A 21322-nucleotide genomic window follows, 5' to 3' on the forward strand; every position below is an offset into this window, starting at 1 on the left:
CGTAATAATATGGTCAGAACAAAAAAAATTGTTTTTTTAACGTACATACCTTCTCCGTACAGAGTTGATTTTTTTAATAAGCTCTCTGAAGAAGTTGATTTAAAAGTAATCTACTACAACAGGAGTATGATTAATTCTCCATGGAAAAAGGAGGAAAAGGAAAATAAATTTGAACATCTCTATCTCTTTGATGAATCCAAATTTAAAGGTATTTTAAACTTGTTTAGATTATTAAGATCTCATAAAAATGACATTTTAGTGGTTGGTGGATATTATTTATTGCCAGAAATTCTGACAATATTCTATTGTATATTTTTTAAAAAAAAGTTTATTCTAAATTCTGATGGAGGATTCGTTACGAAAGGTTTTTTGAAAACTAATTTTAAAAAGTTGTTAATCAGTTCGGCTGATTACTGGCTGTCTAGTGGAATTAACACTTCCGAAACACTAATTTTTTATGGTGCAGAACCAAAAAAAATATATGAATATTCTTTTTCATCTCTTCATCAGAATGAAATTGTAAATAAGCCAATCAATAGAGACGAGCTTTATCGTTTAAAAGATAAGTTACAGTTAAACAAAGATGTTAGATATTTGATTTTTGTAGGTCAGCTGATTCCGCGGAAAGGTGTAGATGTTTTGTTGAAATCTTTACCATTCTTAAATGATACAGATGTTGAAGTCTTAATTATTGGTAATGGTCCAGAACTTGAAAATTTAAGAGATATAGTTCAGAATCATAAAATACCTTGTAAAGTTAACTTTTTGGGCAAGCAGTCAAAAGAAGTTGTTTTAAATTATTTAAAAATAGCAGATTTGTTCGTCTTTCCAAGTAGGGAAGATATATGGGGATTGGTTTTAAATGAGGCGGTTGGTAATGGTTTACCTGTTATATCCACAAATAGAGTAGGCAGTGCTTTCAGTCTCATTGATCAGGGTAAAAACGGTTTTATTGTAGACGTTGATAATCCTCATATTTTGGCACAGGCAATAAATGATGTGTTATCAGCAGATCTGGAAAAAATGAAAAAAAGATCGTTAGATATTGCCATGCAATTTACCGTTGAAGAAATGGTAGTAAAGCATCTTGAATTATTCAAAATATGCAGTGATGAAAAAAACTAAAATACAGATACATGCAACTAATGTGCATGGCTTAGGTGCGTCCCAAGTTGTAAAATCATTTTTGGATGCAAGTTCTTCGCTTGGCTTTTTGGATGATTCTACCATACATTTGCCTTCTAAGGGGTTATTGGCCGATTACTTTCCAAGGAAAGGTAATGTAATTAGATACATAAGATTTTTGCCCAATAGTATATCAAGATTAGTGGAATGTTTGTTTTCTAAGTTTTTGTTTTCGGATACCAAAACTATAGTTTTGGGAGATATACCTCTACGAGGAATACAAAATCAGATTGTACTCGTACATCAGCTCAATTTAGTTTATCCAAAGATCAATTCTAATTCGGGCAAAAGTGTTGGTTTTCGTATCAACAGACTTCTGTTTTCAATTAATAATAAATTTGCATCTAATATCATTGTACAAACGGGTGCGATGGCTGATGCTCTTGTAAAATCTTATCCAGCAATTGAAAATAAGATAATCATTTCTCCGCAGCCGGTACCAAATTGGCTGAAAACTGAACATTACAAGACAATTAAAAAAAATGATAAAACAGTACTGTTTTATCCCGCAGCTTTTTATCCACATAAAAAACACGAATTTATAGTTACTTTACATAATTATATTTCATCGAATTCAATAGATTTTTCTGATATTGAAATTTGGTTAACACTTGAAGATGAACATTTCAGACCCTTTGAAGCGATACCTTTTGTGAAAAATATGGGTAAACTTTCTTCAGATGAAATGAATATGTACTATAAAAAAGTTGATGCATTGTTGTTTTTGTCATCCACAGAAAGTTATGGATTACCTTTAGTAGAAGCAATATTTTTAGAATTACCTATTATCACGGTGAAATTTAGTTACTCCACATGGATCTGTGAGAGTACAGCTTACTATTTTGAACCCTACTCCGCTGAGTCATTCATACATGCAGTGAGAAAATTTGTCAACGATCATAAAATGTCTGTGGTACCAAACTATTCTGATATTAAACGGAAATTTCCTGAATCTTGGAATGTAGTTGCTGAAACCTTTTTTAGTTTAGATTAGTAATATAATATAACAAAATTGTTTTATTTCGCAATTTTTGATTGATTATTACTTTTTATGTCGATGAATGTGTCTGGAAATCAAAATATTATAAATATTTGTAATTCTTATTCTTATTCTTATCAGTTCATATAACAAAAATATTTGACAAAAACAGATGAAAATCTCAATAATAACCGTTTGTTACAATTCAGAGAAAACGCTGGAAGAGACAATCAAATCGGTAACAACACAGACTTATCATGATATTGAATACATTATTGTAGACGGCAATTCGACAGATGAAACGGTAAACATCATAAAAAAATATCCGGATACCGTGACGAAATGGATATCTGAAAAGGACAGAGGCTTATACGATGCCATGAATAAAGGCATCGCTATGGCAACAGGTGATTACATTGGAATATTAAATTCTGATGATACCTTTTTTGAGCCCGAAACCGTAGGTAAAATAGTTGATTTTCTGCTTAATAATCCTGTAGATGCATGTACAGGAGATATTGTACAGCATAAAAATGGGAGAATTATTAGAAGATATTCTTCAAAAAAATGGTCTCCGGCAAAGTTGAAGATAGGGTTTATGCCTCCACATCCATCAATTTTCTTTAAAAAAGAATTATTTGGTCGTCTTGGTGATTATGTGTTAGGCTATAAAATAGCTTCAGATTATGAGCTCATCATCCGATATTTTTTGAAACATAAAATTTCTTGGAAATATTCGGGGATTACTACCACATCTATGGCGGTAGGAGGCGCAAGCAGCTCTGGAATGTCGAGTTACCACACCATTACCGAAGAAGTAGGCAAAGCTTTCAGAGGGAACCAAATCGCCTATTCCCCGCTAAAAGTAAAATACAGAATGATCTGGAAATTTTTTGGCTTCTTGAAAAAATAAACCAGTTTCCTGAGCATGCCCATATCATGGTCGCTGAGCGTAGCCGAAGCGAGCGTTATCACAGCCCGGTCACTGAGCGTAGCCGAAGTCGGTCACTGAGCGTAGCCGAAGTGCCAATCCAAACAGCCATGACATCAAAAAAATTACTTTTCAAAACAACAGAAACCTACAAAAAAATGTTGTTGCAACTCAGCAGAATTGAAAACGAAAGTCCAAATCTTTTAGCTTTGGCAGAAGCTTCTTTAATGTGTATTGATGTAAATATTCGTGCGATTAAAGAGCTGGTCGCAGCACATGTATTTCTGGAAAGTGCAGACGAGATTACGTTCTTCAGAGAACTAAAACCACTCTTTGTATCAGAATTTATTTTCTATTCCCTCATAATCAATATTGAATCTGAGAAACCAATCTGTTCTGGAAAACCTTTGTTGAAATACTATTCAGAGGCATTAGAAAACAACAGAAAAAAATATGAACAAAACCTCATTTTCTTAAGCTATTACAGAAGAGGGGCTACCTTTTTAGATCATAAGTATTTTATGAGAAAAACTGCAGATCTAAAATGGAAAGTCCCAGATACCTTATATGATATAGATTTACGGTTTTCAACCTCTCATGATCATTTGATTTCGGGCTATAAGGCTATAGAAAAATTGGAAAAATATATGGACGAAAGAAAAAAGCAGGAAATTAGTGATACCTGTTTTCAGAAATTAAAACCCTTGGAATGGTCGGCATCGAAAGCATCGTTAATTGAGTTGCTGTATGCTCTTCATCAAATGAAATGCATCAATGGGGGAAACATAACCATGGCTGAGATTATAAAAAACGCAGAACTCATCTTTGGGATAGACTTAGACAACCATAAGAAAATACTTCATGAAATCAAAAACCGAAAAATCCTCAGAGCAAAATTTCTTCATTATTTAAAAGAAAATATCGAGAAACATTTCGAAGACTACGATTTTTAGTAAAAGCTTACTGAAAATAGAGGCAATAGAGCACAAAAAATCAGGAGAACTGCTTCAACTTCTTCAAAAATTATCATAACCCAACCCCAATACCCCATTCTACATTGCCAATTCTCCATCACCCATTACCCATTACCCATTACCCATTACTCATTACTCATTACTCATTACTCATTACTCAATACTCATTACTCATTACTAACCGTTTGCTGAGCGTAGCCGAAGCACTGCCACTACGCATAGCCGAAGTTGGTCACTGAGCGTAGTCGAAGTGTAACAATCTTTCGACAAATCGAAAAGGTTCCGAAAACAAACCATTTTTTTTATAAACCTTTGTATAGCCGATCAGTCAAATGTTGCAACACAAAAGAACGGTAAATAATAAGAGCCTATAATATTGCTTTTTTATGATGATCCAGCGAGGTTTTCTTGCTTAATGTTTGGTAAGCAAATCCTCGACTGTGCAAATCTTCAAATCCGCCTTAATAGGAGGAATCTCGAAATAAACCGCTTGCTAAGCGTCACTACAGCATGATTGCTGAGCGTCACTACAGCCCGGTTGCTGAGCGTAGGCGAAGCATAGTCGAAGTGATACCTTAAAAAAGCAAAATATTTAAAAGGCTATAAGTTTAATCTTAAAACCCAAAAAAATGGCACGTCAAAATGGTATTTTTAAAATTACCGGAACCATCGGAGACATTACGTTTTACAAATCTAAAGATGGATATTTGGTAAGAGAAAAAGGAACGCTGGACGCACGCAGAATTGCAAATGATCCCGCCTTCCAACGAACGAGAGAAAACGGACAGGAGTTCGGAAGAGCCGGGAAAGCTGGAAAAACTTTTAGAGCTGCGTTAAGACCTTTATTAACAAATGTGAAAGCCACAACCATTGCCAGTAGGCTTACGCAAATCATGATGAAGGTCATTCAGGCAGATGCTGTTAGTGAAAGAGGGTTGCGAAATGTGATAGATGGTGAAGTTGCTTTTTTACAAGGCTTTGAATTCAACGAGTCTGGAAAGTTGGCAACAACACTGCACGCCCCTTATTCTTCACAGATCAATAGGGTGTCTGGAGAAATGCAGATCACAATTCCGGCTTTCAATGCAATAGATATGCTCACGGCGCCACAAGGAGCAACACATTTTAAAGTAGTTTCTGGCGCTGCTGAAATAGACTTTGAAAATGAAATGTTTGAAAATACATCACAAGCTACGGCAATGCTTCCTCTTTCAGCAGACCCTTTAACTCCTGAAATATCGCATACTTTAATGATGCCCGCAAATTCTACGCATCCGCTTTTTCTTGCTCTTGCAATTGAATTTTATCAACAGGTGAATGGCAGCATGTATGCGTTGAAGAATGGGTCTTATAATCCTTTGGCGATTATAAACCTAAACGGTGACGTATAGCAGAATCTCACGCCTTAAGATTTTCTTCTCTTAGTAAATTCTATAAAGAGTGATGATGATGTTAAAAAATATAGATGTTTTAGAATGTTGTTTTATCTAATGCATTGTCTTACATCCGTAAATCCGCGCATCCGCAGATTATACATCCGGATTAGCCGCAAACGGCGCATAAGCAAATCCGCGCATCAGCACCTAAACACTATAACTAAAAATTAATATTTAATTCAACCAGAGCCTTTACACAATGGCTCTGGTTGTAAAAAATGACCAATATGAATATTTTTAAACGTTGTTCGGCACCCATGCCCGAACTATTCAAAAAGTTACGTAAAGTGGGGTGGTTCTTAATAATGGCAGGGTCTGCAATATTAAGTTTTCACTTTCAAGTACCTAAAGAAATGATTGCTATGGCAGGCTATATTACCTTGGCTGGAGGGAAAATATCAACAATGTGTCAACTGACGATGAGGATCGATGAAGAAGACGTGATCTGCACTCCAAAAAAGACCTGATATGGATGTTAAATTGAGTTTTCTGGGCGGGTTCATTGCCAGCTTTATTGTATCGCCTCCTATGGAAAATATTTTAATGTCCGCGCTTACTGCTTCTGTAGCGGCTTTAGCAAGCTATGTTACATCAATTACAATGAGGTTTTTATGGTCTAAATACCGTAGAAAATAAAGTAGTTCATAGGCTGTCTTTACAAAGGCAGCTTTTTTAGAGTTTGTTTGTCAGCCGTCCGCTAATAAATCTTTTCGTGTGGACTTAGTAAATCCGCACATCCGCAGAGTATCACATTCATATAAAACACAACCTGCGAATAAGCGCATCCGCAGATTATACATCCGCATTAGACGCAACCGGCGAATCAGCAAATCAGCGCATCCGCAAATTATCACATCCACATAAAACACAACCCATGAACCTTATTTCTTCAGTTTGTCCTGTTCAAATCTGTATTTTCTATAATGTGGATTTCCGTATTTAGCACAGCCAAAATAAGTAGGTTGTGTGTGTTTTCTGATGATTTTAAGCAAAATTTTCAACGCGAAAATAATGACAAAAAGAAACGTCATGTTGAGTAATAAATAGTTCATAGTTGGGTTTTTCACTTTAAATATACTATAAATAAAAGTGCTCTCAAAGCTTGTTTAGGCAATTCTATTGCTCTTTTTCTGGTTTTTGAAACATGGATTCTTAAAAATATTCTATAAATTTTAAGTTCAATATTTTACTATTTTAAAAATGTATAGGTGAATAGAATTTTCTTAATCTATTGCCATTTTGATATGAATATGTTGTTATGAATGAAAATTGTGCGAAAATACCCCTTTATAGCTATTGTGTTAAAGAAAAGTTAAATTTACTTTTGAAAAGGTGAAGGCTTAATATAATTTACTATCGAAAAAAAAATCAATTTTTGCTTTTAATCCCAGTCTTCGTTTGTTTTAAGAAAAGATGATAAGGGTTTACTGAAGAAAGATTTTTCGTTAAAACGTTTGTAATCTTTCCGAATTTTTGTTCATTCATAAAATAAAACTAATCTAAATATCATGAAAACAAAATTATTTTTAACGCTAATCTTATTAGGATGCTTTTGCCTTGGCTTTGCTCAAAAAGGTTATGTATTTATTCTAGCAACTCGAGGAAGTACAGGTGATAATGTTTATTTATCTCAAATTCATAAAGAAAAAGAGTTTAAAAAATGCAAAGTAGCTAAAAATGTATCAGAGTGCTTAAGATATTCTATGATGTCATATTTATTAGGAGAGGGAGAAAGAGCTTTCAATTTTGACTATTATATATTTCCAAATGAAGGTTCCTATGATACATTAGACGATGCCGAAAGCAAGAGAGCTGAAGCGATAAAGTTGACCAGTACTTCTGGATTGAAACTTCAAGAAGTTATTTTAAAACCTTTGGACTAAATCGAGAAGAATAAATATTTTTTTGATATATTTTTTATAATCATACTCATTTTCCATGAATAGTTTTACTAATTTTCAGGGATATTTTGTTTTAAGTGATAATTAAAGTTTACTTAAAATTAATGAACAATTAAAAGGAAATAATAGATTTACAGTGTTTTTAATTTTCTTTTTTTTAAATTTTCACTCCTAAGGCTTGTGCTTTGCTATAAATTTTCCATATTTTGCTATTCTTTATTACTCAATTTATTTTTTTCATGTGCTTTATTGATTACTTTTGTCTGATAGATGATTTTAGGAAGTCAATGTAAAAAGATGAGTTTCGAAAAGTTTTGAGAGTTTTTCTTAACAGTAAATTGACAAGCTAGATTTTGAAACTAGAATAATAATCCTATTTTTGTGAAAATATTAAATTGAATGAATTTAAAGAAGTTTATCCTTTGTGGATTTTCGGGCATACTATTGTTTTCATGTGCACCAAGACAAGAAATCAATTATATGACAGATATTGATAATGTAGCGTTAGATAATGCGATAAAAAATAGTCGCAGTACATTGCAACCCGGCGATCAGCTGATTGTTTCGATCTCAGCAAGAGATATGGATGCTGTGAAGCCCTTCAATCAAAATTACTCATCCTCAACTACGGTAACTCAATATTCGCTACCAAGTTCTAATAGTTTACCACAACAGACTCCTGTTTCAGGGCCTACCTATTTTGTGGACACCAATTATAATATCACTTTTCCACAGATAGGTAAAATTAGTGTTCAAGGTGAGAATATTGAAACATTTAGAGATAAGATTTCAGGCATTTTAAGTAAATACATTAAGGATCCAATCGTAGATGTTAAGTTGGTGAACTTTAAAATATCAGTTTCTGGAGAAGTGAAAAGTCCGGGAACGTATGTTATTCCTGAAGGAAATGCTACTATTTTAGGAGCATTGGCGATGGCGGGAGATTTAACTCCTTATGGAATCCGACAAAATGTTTTAGTAATAAGAAATGTAGATGGTAAGATTACGCAACATCGTATTGATTTAACGAAGTCAGAATTTATTAATTCTCCTTTTTATTATCTTAAGCAAAATGATATCATCTACATACAACCCAATGTAAACAGGGAAAAAGCAGCACGATTAGACCCTAACTTAGGTGTTTATATATCAATTGTTTCTGTAGTTGTATCTTTAGGAATCAGTGTAATTGCATTGACGAAAAATTAGTATTAAGAAATATAAAAACAAATAGTGGATCAAAATAATATGACTCAGCAAGTGCAGAGAGATACCATCAATTTAAGGGAAATTCTGAAACCTTATTTTTTCAGATGGTATTGGTTTGTTATTGGCTGCTTTTTAGCTGTTCTTGCTGCATGGTTTTTTCTAAGGTATTCAGACACTGTTTATAATACTGAAACAACTTTATTAATTAAAGAAGTGAATAAGTCGCTTGCCGGTTCTCCAGAAATGTCTATTGTTTCTGAATTAGGGGGAATGGGAAGCATGGGGACAAATTCTATTGATAACGAAATCGAAATATTACGATCTAAGAAATTAATGATGTCGGTTGTAAAAGAATTGGGATTAGAAACTTCCGTATATTCCCAAGGGAAAATAAAAGAGTTTGAACTGTACAAAGAGATGTCTCCTTTTGTTGTAAGAGTTATTAATGAAAAACCTAATGCTTCATATCCTTCTTCTCCAGTCTTCGCCATGATTGAAAATAATAATGTTATTTTGGAGAGTGAATCTTTTAAAAAAAATATCGTTTCAGAGTTTAATAAGGCTGTTTCTATGCCTTTTGGTGTGATAATGTTTCAGAAAAATCCTAAGTTTAATCCCAAAGCTTGGAAAGGTGTATCGTACAGATTAGCATTCTCTTCTGCTATCAATAGAACTCGTGATCTATTAAAGGGGCTTAATATTGAATTGATAAAGGAAGAAGCAACAGTACTTAAGATATCAATGGATTCACCAGTTCCGAAGAAAGCAGAGGATATTTTAAACAGACTTTCAGTGAATTATAATAGAGAGGCGGTTCTAGACAAAAATTCTGAAGCACAAAAAACGGCTGAGTTTATTGATGGTAGAGTAAAATTAATTGGTGAGGAATTAGGGAAAGTAGAAAATCAGAAAGAAGATTTTAAAGAAAAAAATAACATTACTGATATAAAATCTGAAGCAGAACTGTCATTAAAAACAGAGGCAGATTCCCAACATGCACAACTGGAGACAGAATCTCAACTTGAATTAGTAAATAGTTTGTCTAATTATTTGAATAAACAAGGCGCGTATCAGGTTTTACCATTAAATGTAGGTCTTGAAGATTCCAAAACATCTTCAGATATTGCAGTTTATAATCAATTGATTTCTGAAAGAAACAGGTTATTAGAAGGTTCTACTGTTTTGAATCCTGTTGTACAAGATGTAACAAAACAGATTACAAGCTTACGTACATCCATTTCGGAAAGCTTAAATAAAAGTAGAACAGCATTGCAAATCAGAAAAAATGCAATTACTGGAGAGAAAAATAGAGTTGCTGGAAAAATTTCTAGAGTACCTGTGCAAGAAAAATTATTTAGAAGTATTGAAAGGCAGCAAACAATAAAGGAAGAATTGTATTTATTATTACTTCAAAAAAGAGAGGAAGCAGCAATTTCTCTTGCAATAGCAGCTCCAAAAGCAAGAATTGTTGATGATGCTCTCACTAGTCCAGGTCCAATATCACCAAAAAGACAGATGATATACTTGTTGGCTTTGGCTATTGGTTTTTTATTTCCAGTCGCTATAATTTATATCGTAGAATTGTTTAATGACAAAATTAGATCAAAACATGATTTAGAAAAACTTCTTAGAGGAAAACCTGTAATTGGAGAGTTGCCTTCGCTGTCGAAAGGCGAAAATGAATTAGTACAATTGAATGATCTTTCTCCTTTGGCAGAAGCGTTTAGAATATTGATAACCAATATGAATTTCATGTTACCAAAAAATAAAAAAGGAAATGTGATTTTTGTGACGTCAACGGTAAAAGGAGAGGGGAAAACTTTTGCATCCTTTAATTTGGCGCTTACGTTAGCAACTCCTAGAAAAAAAGTAATCATAATCGGTTCGGATATTAGAAATCCTCAGTTACAGAGATATAATGAATCTAGAAAAGGGATTGCAGGTCTTTCTGAATTTATGTATGATCTGACAATTCCTAAGGAAGAAATTATACATCCGTCAACATTTAATCCTTATTGTGATATAATTTATTCTGGAGCTATTACACCAAATCCAACAGAATTATTGGCGAATGGTAGATATGAGGAACTCATTGAATCATTAAAGACAGATTATGATTATATAATTCTAGATACAGCACCTTTAATGTTGGTTACAGATTCATTCTTAATTGCTGATATAGCAGACATGACTATGTATGTTACAAGATCAAATTATACAGAAAAAGAACTTGTGGGAGGTTTTGCAAATGAACAGATTGATCTTAATAAAATTAAGAATGTGGGATTTGTCTTGAATGATGTAAGTAAGAAAAATAGTGGGTATGGGTATGGCTATAAGTATGGTTATGGTTATGGAGCTCAACAAAAAAAGAGTTGGATAAATTGGTTTAAGTTCTAAGAAATATATTAAAGATTTTTTTAGTAATGCTTTTGATATATAAGAAATACTATTATCTTATCTGAAAATTACAAATTTATTGAAGCAAATATGTATAGTAACTTACTTCTTAAAGTGAGACTGTTTTTACTTCTATTAAAGAAGAATCTTTTTAATTTATTATGTCGTGAGAAAGCAAGCCGGATTACTTTTTTTACTAAAGCTTTTAAAAGTACCTCTTAATATTTTACTGTTATCACTCACAGCAAAATATTTTGGTGTAAGCCTTGAAAAAGATGTTTGGCTTTTAGTCTTCACTACTATTATGGTGATTGATTTGGCAATTTGGGGACCTGTAAACGAAACTTTCAGAACTAAGTTTATCACATTAAAAGAAACTGAATCACAGGAGAAAGCTCTTGAGTATACACAATCTCTTATCACCTATTTTATTATATTTTCTCTGTTTTTGATAGTGGTTATTTATTTGTTTCCTCAAAAGTTTTCAGAAATTATTGCCCCAGAATACAACATGAAGCAAAGAGTAGTATTGGTAAATATGCTATATTATGTTGCTCCCATGCTATTGATTAATCAGCTTATGCAAATAGGGCTGAGTATACTTAATGCATATGAGATTTTCAATATTGCGGAAATTTCTGCATTTTTTAGTACAGTAATAAATATTATTTTATTAATATTTTTGGCAGATGGTTTGGGAATTTATGCTTTAGTCTTTTCTCAATATATTTCTACTTTTTTACTGCTAGGATTTATTATATATTTTCTTCACAAAAAAAATATTCAGCTTATTACTTTAAAAAAATGGAACTTTAGTTTTTCAGGGTTTAAATTGTTTTTTCTTTTTGCATTGCCTTTTTTCTTTCCTTATTTTTTTGGGCAAATAAATGGAATTGTTGAAAAAATTCTTGCAGCAAAGCTTGGAGAAGGAACCATATCAATTCTTGATTTTTCTAATCGTATACCTACACTTTTATATAGTATTATAATTAGTATTATAACAACAATTTTAGTGCCAGTTCTTTCAACTGCATATTTGAAAAAAGATATTGAAAAATTTAATGAAGAATTTAGAAAAATGTTTCAAATAGGTATTTTGACAATTGGAGTGATTGTTGCTTTTATTAGTGGAGCTTCTTTACCTTTAGTATATCTATTATATGATAAAGGCACGATTAATACTCAAAGTCTCCAATTAATTGCTAATCTTTCAATACTTTACTCTATTTCGCTTATTGGTGTTTTTCTTTATGTAGTATTTGGAATGGCGTTATTATCATCACAAAGTCAAAAAAGATATGCATTAATGGGCGTCTTAACGCAGGTTATGGTAATTGCTTTAAATTTTGCATTATATAATATTTTGGCTCAATACGTTTTTCCTTTATCTATATTAGTATCACATTTGTGTTTTGGAATATTAATGTATTATAAATATCCTTTTAAAAATGAATTAAAGCTTAAAACTTTACGATACTTTTGTATGGTAATTCTTTTGGCATTAGTTTGTTTTGGGCTAAGTAAACATTTGATATTTGATAATAATCTTGTTAGTTTAGTGCTAACATCTTGTATCTTATGTTTTCTAATATTGGTTCTTGGATGGCTTTTCAATATTGAAGAGAAAAATTTGGTAATTGATTTTGTTAAAAATAAAATTAGAAGTAAACTTTAAAATGTATAAACGTAAAAAATTTCATTCAATTTTTCCTATTGGAGAAAACGTACATCTAGTAAAAGATGTCGGAATGATACCTTTTATGTTGCAAAATGATGGGTATTATGAAAGTTCTATTTCTTTTTATGAAAAGAAAGAAAAATTACCTTATTTGAAAGATGAGGTTGAGGGGTTAAAATATGTACAGCTGAAAAAGATTTTTAAAAATGAAGATCTTAACATTTTTTCTTTTTTACTTCTTAATTTTTGGAAATATGATTTCATAATGATGTTTCATCCTTCTTTTAATAAGTTATTCATTGCCAATTTTTTTCGCATTTTATCATTTGGAAAATTGAAATTTTATTTTAAACTAGATTTGAATGAAAGTTCGTTAAATATTGATTTTAGTAAAGGCTTTAAGGCTAAATGTAAAGAATTTTTATTCAGTAATGTACATTTAAATACAGTAGAAACTGAAAAAATAAATAAATTTTTTAATACTCAAACAGCAATAAAATGCGAGTGGTTACCCAATGGTTTTAAATCTGATAACAAGTGTTTACCAATTCTTAAAGAAAAAGTTTTTATAACAGTGGGAAGAGTTGGTTTGCCAGCAAAAGATACTGAAACTTTAATGAAAGCTTTATCTGAAGTAGATTTAGAAGATTGGAAATGTTATATTATTGGCCCTTTTGATGAGTTATTTACCAATAAAATAAAAGAATTTTATCTCAATAATCCCAAACTTATAGAAAAAGTTTTTTTTATGGGTAATATTACAAGTCGAGCGGAGCTAGATAAGTATTATAGTAAAGCAAAAATATTTTTACTAACTTCAAAATTTGAAAGTTTTGGGCTTGTAATGGTGGAGGCTATAGCTAAAGGATGTTATATAATTTCCACAGATTTATTGCCGTCACGAGAAATACTAGATAATGGAAAGTACGGAAAATTGTTTCCCATTGGAGACAGTAGAAAATTAAGCGAAATCCTCCAAAATATTATTGATGATAAAATAGATTTGCCTGATCCTAAATATATTAAGAAATATGCGGATGACAAATATGATTGGGCTGTTATTGTAAAGAATTTATATCACATGCTAGAAAAATAATCAAATAAACACTTCTGTCATAGATTTGATAGCAAAATTTAAATAGTAAACTTTATATGCAAAATACATTTGATATCTTAAAAGAAGATTACGAAAAAAAATCAAACGATTATTACGCAAATTCTAGACCCGAGGTTGCGCATCTTGTTCCTTCATATTGCAAAACATTTTTAGATGTTGGTTGCAGTGATGGTTCATTTGGTCATTATATAAAAAAAAGTAGAATAGACTCAATAGTTTGGGGAATAGAGCCACATACAATTTCTGCTAAAAAAGCTGCAGAAAAATTAGACAAAGTTTACAATAGTTTTTTTACTGTAGATTTACCAGAGCTACAAAATCAAAAATTTGACTGTATAACTTTTAATGATGTGCTTGAACATATTTTGGATCCGGGAGAAGCGCTTCAAGCTTGTAACAATTTTCTAAATGAAAACGGAGTAATTGTTGCTTCGATGCCAAATATATTATTTTTTCATATTTTTTTCGAGGAGATTATTATGAAAAAAGATTGGAAATACACAGATGGGGGAACATTAGATAAAACCCATGTCAGGTTTTTTACAAGAAAAAGTATTCAAAGGCTTTTTAACGAAAACGGCTACGAAATTGTAAATTTGGTTGGTCTTAATAAAACTGGAAGCAAAAAGTTCATATTGTTTAACATTGCAACTTTTAATTATTTTAAAGATTGGGGATATTTACAGTTTGGAATCGTTGCTAAAAAGAAAAAATAGTGCAAGTTTCTATCATTTTAGTGAATTATAATACCTGTGATTTAACTATCAATTGTATTAATAGTATCAAAAATCATTCTTTTGGATTCACTTATGAAATTATTGTTGTAGATAATGCATCTCAGGATATGTCTGCGAAACTTTTAAGTAAAATTGAAGGCGTAAAATATATCCAGAATCAAACTAATGCAGGTTTTGGTACGGCTAATAATTTAGGAGTGAAAAATTCTTTAGGAAAGTTCATTTTTTTATTAAATTCCGATACTATATTGATTGAGAACTCGATCAAGAAGTTATTGGATTTTTATTCGGATAATGAAATTAATCTTAAAATTGGTGCCTTGGGATGTGTATTGGTAGATCAAAACAATAATATTATTAATAGTGGAAGCTACTATCCAATGAGTAATTACTTTCTTAGATCTTATTTAAGATTACCCATTCCAGTTTTTAAAGTAGATAAGGGAAAAGAATACCAAAATATTGATTTTGTAACAGGGGCAGATCTTTTTATGAGCAAAAAAAAGTATGAAGAGATTGGAGGCTTTGATGAAAGTTTCTTTTTGTACTATGAAGAAACGGATCTTCAGAAAAGATTAAATACAAAAGGAAATAAAAACTATATCATAACCACTACCCAAATTATTCATTTGGAAGGAGCAAGTGATGGAGCTAATACTAAATATTCTAATTTTAAACGCATTATTATGGAGCAAAGCAAATACTATTTTCTAAGAAAACACGATCGTTTTTATTCCTTATTTATATTTGCGGAGTTACCTGTAATTTTTTTACGTCTTTTAAAAAATGATTATACAATGAGTGAAAATAAGCTTTACTTAAAAAGTATATTTAAATCTTTATTTTAACAATGAAGAAAGTTGTATTTGTAGATAGCCAATCTCAAGGAACTTTTCATGAGATTTTTAATCTCTCTTTTCTTCTTATTATGTCTCAATCTTATGATCACGTGGAATATATAGCAAGCCCTTCTTCAATTGAGAACCTAAAGAAGAAAATTAATGATAGATCAAATATATCAATAAAAAATGTAGATTTTAAAAGTGTTTTTGTTCCAAGTGGTGAACTTTCCTATCATATTTTTATAAGAAAACTTTTTGGTGCTTTTACAATTCTAAGATGTATTTTAAAGTATCGTAAAAAAGAAAAAATTATTTTATCTTCTCTTAATGAATTTTCAACATTATATTTAAACACAGTTTCAAAGTTTTGTAAAGTGTCAATTCAAATTATTTGCCATGGTGAGCTTGAGTATCTTTTAAAAGAGCAAATTCCCCTTTTTAAACCTTTAAGATGGTATAAGAAAATGATTTTAATGTTTTTTAATCATCCAATAAATGAAAATATATCTTTATTGCTTTTAGGAAAATCAATAAAAAATAATCTTACTCAGCTTTTTCCAAATCATCAAAACAAATTTTCATATATTAATCATCCGTATTTTTTTCAAAAAAGAAAAATAACAGGGTATTCCCTAAATAAGGTTTTAAAAATCGGTATTGTAGGTGTAGCAGATAAAGATAAAGGGACAGATAATTTTTTTATTTTATCTGAATATTTAAAAGAAAAAATAGAAAATAGAACGGTCGAAATGCATCTTATTGGTTTACATTATTATGATAAAAGTCAATTTCCATTAGTGCATTTTGCCGCAGAAAAAGGGCAGATACTTTCTACAGAAGACTTTAATAAAGCAATTGATAACTTGGATATTATTATGTTTTTTTACAATAAAACAATGTATAGATTAACTGCAAGTGGGGCTATTTTCGATGCGATAAATAATAGGAAAAGGATAATTTGTCTTGATAATGACTATTGTAAATCTATTTTAGAAGATAATGATGTTGGAATTGTTTGTCAAAATGTAATGGAAATGAAAGTTATAATTGAAGATGTTATTTCGGGAAAAAGAAATTTTGGTGTTACGGATTATGATTTTCAGCAGATTCAGGAACAATATAATTATCAAAATATTATTTTGAACTGAATTCAAAATAAGAATGTTATTTTCATAAAGTTTATAAGAGTAGTTAATGAATTTATCATTATAATGTCAAAAAAAGTTGAAAAATCATAAATAAGCAATTTAGCTGTATAAAATTATAGACATTCATGTACTTATATATTATATTCTCGTTACTAGCTTTACTTAGTTTTGTAGAACTCAATTTTGGAAAGAATCTCTCAAAAAAGATGATGATATTTCCAATTCTTATCTTTTTCTTTCTTTCATTTTTAAGATGGGAAAAAGGAACGGATTGGTTGCCTTACTACTACATGTTCAGAGATTTGAATATTGTAAAATATTATAAAGAATCTTATGAAATTTTATATTTTCAACTATTTTCTATCGTAAGGTATTTTACAAATACTTATACGTACATGCTTTTAGTACAAGCGGTTATTATTTATTTGCTGAATTACTATATTATCAGAAAGCATTCTCTTTCACCAATACTTTCAATTTTCTTATGGTTTTCATATAGTTTTGCATCAATTTTTTTTGTGAGACAAACTTTGGCAATGGCTTTTGTAATGTTGTCATTACATTTTATTATCAATAGAAAACTTTATGGGTTTTTACTTTCAGTATTGGGAGCTTTTTTAATTCATCGATCTGCAATAATTTTTTTACCAGCATATTTTATTTGGAAACTGAATTTAAGTAGGTTTCAAATTATAGCGGTAGTTTTGATTTCTTTTGGGCTTACTTTTTTTGCTAAAAAATTGTTTTCTTATCTTGTAGTTTTAGATATATCTATTATTTCGGAAAAAAGTGAGACATATCTTAGAGAGAGCAAAAATGCATTTGGATCTTCTTATTCACCTTTTGAAACTATGATGAGAGGTGTGTCTTATAGATTAGCTATCATTGTGATAACGCTCTTTTTTTATAAGTTATACGCCACGGATAGTTTGTATAGAGGTTTTTTCAATCTTTATTTAGTAGGAATTAGTACATTTATTATTTTTGTGCCTATGTCGGTCGCTCTTATTCGTTTTTCAGTTTATTATGATGCCGTTCAAATATTTTTGTGTCCTTTCATTATTTTATATTTTAAGGATAAACAAATTCAAAATATTATTCTTCTTATAATGGTTTTTTACTTCCTTACAAGATTACAAAGTGCAATTGCAGGTTATTATGATTTGTATGTTCCTTATAAATCAATTTTTAATAAAACAGAAGTAATGAAAACAAAAATTTAGAAATGTTACTCATCGACGCAATATATATTAATGACAGTGGAGGAAAAATCCTGCTAGATTATCTTTTACAAGAGCTTGAAAAGACACATAAGAAATGTATTTACCTTCTTGACAAAAGAGTAGAAGGTAAAATGAATTTTCTGAAAAATTCATCAAACGAAATTTATTACTTGGAAGCTTCATTGTTTAAAAGGCATCTTTTCTATTTGAAAAACAAAAGCAAATTCAGTTCCGTTTTATGTTTTGGAGATTTACCACCAAGTGTAAAATTAAAGGTTAAAGTTTATACTTATTTGCACTCAGACCTTTATATAAAAGTTCCAAAAGAATCCTCTGCTAAATTTAAGTTCTTATTTTTTTTAAAAAGAAGCGTTTTAAATTTTTTTGCGAAGAATAGTGATTTCTGGATGTTACAAACTGATACTATTACCATAAACTTTAAGAATAAATTTAATATTTCAGAACATAAAATTCTTCGGGTACCATTTTACCCGCCTATGGAGAGAAATCTTAATGCGGAAAGAGAAAAAGAAACTTTTGTATTTGTGAGTAACGCAGTGCCACACAAAAATCATTTACGCCTCATCAATGCATTTTGTAAGTTTTATGATCAAGAAAAAAAAGGTAAATTAATAATAACTGTAGATTATTCATATCAACATTTAATCGACCTTATTAAAGCAAAACAAAATCAGGGTTACCCAATTGTAAATTTAGGATTTATTGATAGGAGCGAATTAGTAAATGTTTATAGTTCAGCGGAATTTTTAGTTTATCCTTCACTTGCCGAAAGCTTCGGTCTTGCAATATTAGAAGCTATAGATTGTGGATGTAAAGTTATTGGTGCAGAATTACCATATTTATATGCCGTATGTGAACCTTCTTTAACATTTAACCCTTTTGATGAAGATTCTATAGCAAAAACACTATCTTTATCGCTTAAAGAAGATTTAAAATTTTCACAAACCAAAGCTAGTAACCAAATTGAGGCTTTAATAAAGTTATTGTAATAATAATTAATTTAAAAAGACGCAAATTCCCTTTTTAGATGAAAAAAAAACATATATGCTCTAGAACAGTGATGGATAACACTGATTCAAAGATTATTTTTAATGAGAAAGGGGAGAGTGATTATGCTGTGAATTTTGATAAAAACATACTACCATCATGGAAGTATGGAATGAATAATCCAGATTATTTAATAAAAGTAGCAGACAAAATAAAAAGTAGTAAATGTAAAAACAAATACGATTGTATTATAGGTATTAGTGGAGGTTTAGATAGCTCATATATGCTTTATATAGCTAAAGAAATAATGGGTTTGAATCCTTTAGCGTTTCATGTAGATGCTGGCTGGAATACAAACCAAGCAGTTTCAAATATTGAAAAGCTAGTAAAAGGACTTCAAGTAGACTTGTATACTGAGGTAATTGATTGGGAAGAAATGAAAAGTCTTCAACTCTCATTTTTGAAATCTCAGATTCCTGACCAAGATTTGCCGCAGGATATTGCCTTTTTTTCTGCTTTGTATAAATATGCTAAGAAAAATAGAATAAAATATATTTTAACAGGAGCCAATTTTTCTACAGAATGTTGTAAAGAGCCAGAGGAATGGGGCGCTTATGCTGGTATCGACAAAATGCTTATAAATGATATTCACCAAAAATTTGGAAAGAAAAAATTGCAGAAATTTCCTATAATCGATATATTAGAATACAAAATTCTGTATAAATATTTTTTCGGTCTGCACGTTATAAATCCACTCAATTATGTTCAATTTATTAAAAAGGATGCAGAAGATTTATTATATGCAAAATATGGTTGGGAGAGGTTTACTCATAAGCATCATGAATCAGTTTTTACCAGGTTTTTTGAAGATTTTTGGTTGCCTAAAAAATTTGGGTTCGATAGACGAAAAGTACACTTTTCAAGTTTGATTCTAACTGGTCAAATGACAAGGGAAGAAGCCTTAGAAAAATTAAAATTTCCTGAAATGGGAAAAGATGAAGTTAATAGGGAATTTGAATATGTAGCAAATAAATTAGGAATTACAGTAGAAGAATTAAAGGGCTTATTTGAAGGCGAAAATAAAACATTTAAAGACTATAAGAACAAAAGGAACTTTATTGGTTTAGGAGCAAAAGTTCTTACAAGTCTAGGTTTGGAAAAAAGACTTTTTAGATGATTACAGTTGTTGATTACGGTATTGGAAATACTAAAGCTTTTATAAATGCATACGAAAGAATGAGAATTCCTGTGAAAGTTGCCACCAATGTTGAAGATTTAACTGATGTAGAAAAACTTATTTTACCAGGCGTTGGAAGTTTTGATTATGCTATGGAAAATCTTGAGGCTTCTGGTATGAAACAAGTCTTGAACGAATTAGTTCTTCAAAAAAAAATTCCAGTACTTGGTATTTGTTTAGGAATGCAATTAATGGCTGAAAGTAGCGAAGAAGGTATTTCTAATGGGCTTGGATGGATAAAAGGGATAATAAAAAAAATAGATGTAACTAAAGTATCTCATCAAAGCAAATTACCACATATGGGGTGGAATGACGTACATTTTATTAAAGAGAACAAATTAACTCATGGAATTGAAAAAGATTCTTTATTCTATTTTTTACATTCATATTATTTTGATTCTCATGAAAATGATCAAGTTTTTGGAATAAGTGAATTTGGAGGGGAATTTACTTCAGCAATCTGTAAAGGTAATGTGTATGGAACACAATTTCATCCAGAAAAAAGTCATCGTTGCGGAGAGAAATTATTATTTAATTTTGCTAAATTATAGCTAAATGATAAGAGCGAGAATAATACCAAGTTTGTTGTTGCGAAATCACGGACTTGTAAAGACAATTAATTTCAAAAATGAAAAGTACATTGGTGATCCCTTAAATACAATTAGGATTTTTAATGAAAAAGAGGTTGATGAAGTAATAATCTTTGATATTGATGCATCAGTAAAAAAAAATGAACCAGATTATGAACTGCTTGAAAAAATTGCTAGGCAATCAAGAATGCCAATTTGTTATGGTGGAGGAGTAAAAACAGAAGCTTCTGCAAAGAAAATTTTACAGTTAGGAATAGAAAAAATTGCAATTTCTTCACTTTTTTTTGAAAATGAGAAAGAAATAAAAAAAATGGTGAGAACTATAGGTTCTCAAAGCGTAGTTTTGGTTTTAGACCTAAGGAAAATTGATGAAAATTATACTATTTTTGTACATAATGGAAAAGTAAAAATCAAAGAAGATTTTCAAAAAATTATAAGAAAAGCTGAAGGTTTAGGTGTTGGAGAAATTGTTATAAATTCGATAGATAAAGATGGAACAATGGAAGGGTATGATTACTCATTACTTGAGAAAGTAAGAAGTTTAACCTCTTTACCATTATGTTTTTTAGGAGGTGCTGGAAGTTTTGAAGATATTAAAGAAGTAATAAATAAACACGGAAATGTAGGAGTTGTTGCAGGAAGCCTTTTTGTATATTTGGATAAAAATAGAGCTGTATTGATAACATATCCTTCAAAAGATAAAAAAAATAAAGTATTTAAATAGAGA

The 21322-nt window shown here is 30.5% G+C and carries 20 protein-coding genes; 19 read left to right on the forward strand and 1 reads right to left on the reverse strand.

The window, feature by feature from the left end; translation table 11 throughout:
• The first annotated feature begins 9 nt into the window (after positions 1-9).
• The 6 genes from AC2A1D_RS17185 to AC2A1D_RS17210 all read left to right on the forward strand — a co-directional run bounded on the left by AC2A1D_RS17185 (position 10) and on the right by AC2A1D_RS17210 (position 5972).
• Positions 10-1125 carry a glycosyltransferase gene (locus AC2A1D_RS17185; RefSeq protein ID WP_484044809.1) on the forward strand — a complete coding sequence of 372 codons (1116 nt, stop codon included), beginning with the start codon at positions 10-12 and terminating at the stop codon, positions 1123-1125.
• On the forward strand, positions 1112-2179 hold the full coding sequence (locus AC2A1D_RS17190; RefSeq protein WP_484044810.1) for a glycosyltransferase: 1068 nt from the start codon (positions 1112-1114) through the stop codon (positions 2177-2179). Before AC2A1D_RS17185 ends, AC2A1D_RS17190 begins: the two co-directional genes overlap by 14 nt.
• Positions 2180-2336: 157 nt before the next feature.
• The gene (locus AC2A1D_RS17195) at positions 2337-3077 is read left to right on the forward strand and encodes a glycosyltransferase family 2 protein (protein ID WP_484044811.1); all 741 of its coding nucleotides are present in this window, start codon (positions 2337-2339) and stop codon (positions 3075-3077) included.
• A gap of 128 nt (positions 3078-3205) precedes the next feature.
• A complete protein-coding gene (locus tag AC2A1D_RS17200; protein ID WP_484044812.1) occupies positions 3206-4048 on the forward strand; it encodes an RteC domain-containing protein in 843 nt (280 codons plus the stop codon).
• Between the two features lie 650 nt (positions 4049-4698).
• Positions 4699-5460 (forward strand): hypothetical protein, encoded by a 762-nt coding sequence (locus tag AC2A1D_RS17205; RefSeq protein WP_484044813.1) that lies wholly within the window; start codon positions 4699-4701, stop codon positions 5458-5460.
• 272 nt (positions 5461-5732) lie between these two features.
• Positions 5733-5972: a hypothetical protein gene (locus AC2A1D_RS17210; RefSeq protein WP_484044814.1), complete on the forward strand. Its 240-nt coding sequence runs from the start codon at positions 5733-5735 to the stop codon at positions 5970-5972.
• A gap of 414 nt (positions 5973-6386) precedes the next feature.
• Here AC2A1D_RS17210 and AC2A1D_RS17215 read toward each other — a convergent pair whose 3' ends face one another.
• A complete protein-coding gene (locus AC2A1D_RS17215; RefSeq protein WP_484044815.1) occupies positions 6387-6557 on the reverse strand; it encodes a hypothetical protein in 171 nt (56 codons plus the stop codon).
• Between the two features lie 456 nt (positions 6558-7013).
• Between AC2A1D_RS17215 and AC2A1D_RS17220 the strand changes: the two genes are divergently transcribed.
• From AC2A1D_RS17220 to AC2A1D_RS17280, 13 genes are all read left to right on the forward strand, one after another.
• A complete protein-coding gene (locus tag AC2A1D_RS17220) occupies positions 7014-7388 on the forward strand; it encodes a hypothetical protein (protein WP_484044816.1) in 375 nt (124 codons plus the stop codon).
• A 417-nt stretch (positions 7389-7805) separates the two neighbouring features.
• Positions 7806-8615 (forward strand): polysaccharide biosynthesis/export family protein, encoded by an 810-nt coding sequence (locus AC2A1D_RS17225; RefSeq protein WP_484044817.1) that lies wholly within the window; start codon positions 7806-7808, stop codon positions 8613-8615.
• A gap of 39 nt (positions 8616-8654) precedes the next feature.
• On the forward strand, positions 8655-11015 hold the full coding sequence (locus AC2A1D_RS17230; RefSeq protein ID WP_484044818.1) for a GumC family protein: 2361 nt from the start codon (positions 8655-8657) through the stop codon (positions 11013-11015).
• Positions 11016-11181: 166 nt separating this feature from the next.
• Positions 11182-12690, forward strand: coding sequence for a lipid II flippase MurJ (locus AC2A1D_RS17235; protein ID WP_484044819.1), 1509 nt, complete (start codon positions 11182-11184; stop codon positions 12688-12690).
• A 1-nt stretch (position 12691) separates the two neighbouring features.
• Complete coding sequence (locus AC2A1D_RS17240; protein WP_484044820.1) at positions 12692-13789, forward strand: glycosyltransferase; 1098 nt, start codon at positions 12692-12694, stop codon at positions 13787-13789.
• Positions 13790-13845: 56 nt separating this feature from the next.
• Positions 13846-14526 carry a class I SAM-dependent methyltransferase gene (locus AC2A1D_RS17245; protein WP_484044821.1) on the forward strand — a complete coding sequence of 227 codons (681 nt, stop codon included), beginning with the start codon at positions 13846-13848 and terminating at the stop codon, positions 14524-14526.
• Positions 14526-15395, forward strand: coding sequence for a glycosyltransferase family 2 protein (locus AC2A1D_RS17250; RefSeq protein ID WP_484044822.1), 870 nt, complete (start codon positions 14526-14528; stop codon positions 15393-15395). The genes AC2A1D_RS17245 and AC2A1D_RS17250 overlap by 1 nt, the downstream gene beginning before the upstream one ends.
• A gap of 2 nt (positions 15396-15397) precedes the next feature.
• Positions 15398-16537, forward strand: a complete 1140-nt coding sequence (locus AC2A1D_RS17255) for a hypothetical protein (protein WP_484044823.1) — start codon at positions 15398-15400, stop codon at positions 16535-16537.
• Positions 16538-16746: 209 nt separating this feature from the next.
• A complete protein-coding gene (locus AC2A1D_RS17260) occupies positions 16747-17760 on the forward strand; it encodes an EpsG family protein (protein WP_484044836.1) in 1014 nt (337 codons plus the stop codon).
• A 2-nt stretch (positions 17761-17762) separates the two neighbouring features.
• A complete protein-coding gene (locus AC2A1D_RS17265) occupies positions 17763-18770 on the forward strand; it encodes a glycosyltransferase (RefSeq protein ID WP_484044824.1) in 1008 nt (335 codons plus the stop codon).
• Between the two features lie 38 nt (positions 18771-18808).
• Entirely contained in the window at positions 18809-19945 is a 1137-nt protein-coding gene (locus AC2A1D_RS17270; RefSeq protein WP_484044825.1) for an N-acetyl sugar amidotransferase, read from the forward strand.
• Positions 19942-20556 (forward strand): imidazole glycerol phosphate synthase subunit HisH, encoded by a 615-nt coding sequence (gene hisH / locus AC2A1D_RS17275; RefSeq protein WP_484044826.1) that lies wholly within the window; start codon positions 19942-19944, stop codon positions 20554-20556. Before AC2A1D_RS17270 ends, hisH begins: the two co-directional genes overlap by 4 nt.
• 4 nt (positions 20557-20560) lie before the next feature.
• Positions 20561-21319, forward strand: a complete 759-nt coding sequence (locus AC2A1D_RS17280; RefSeq protein ID WP_484044827.1) for an AglZ/HisF2 family acetamidino modification protein — start codon at positions 20561-20563, stop codon at positions 21317-21319.
• Positions 21320-21322: the final 3 nt, after the last annotated feature.

Source organism: Chryseobacterium sp. HNCC26DJ239 (genome assembly GCF_057180445.1).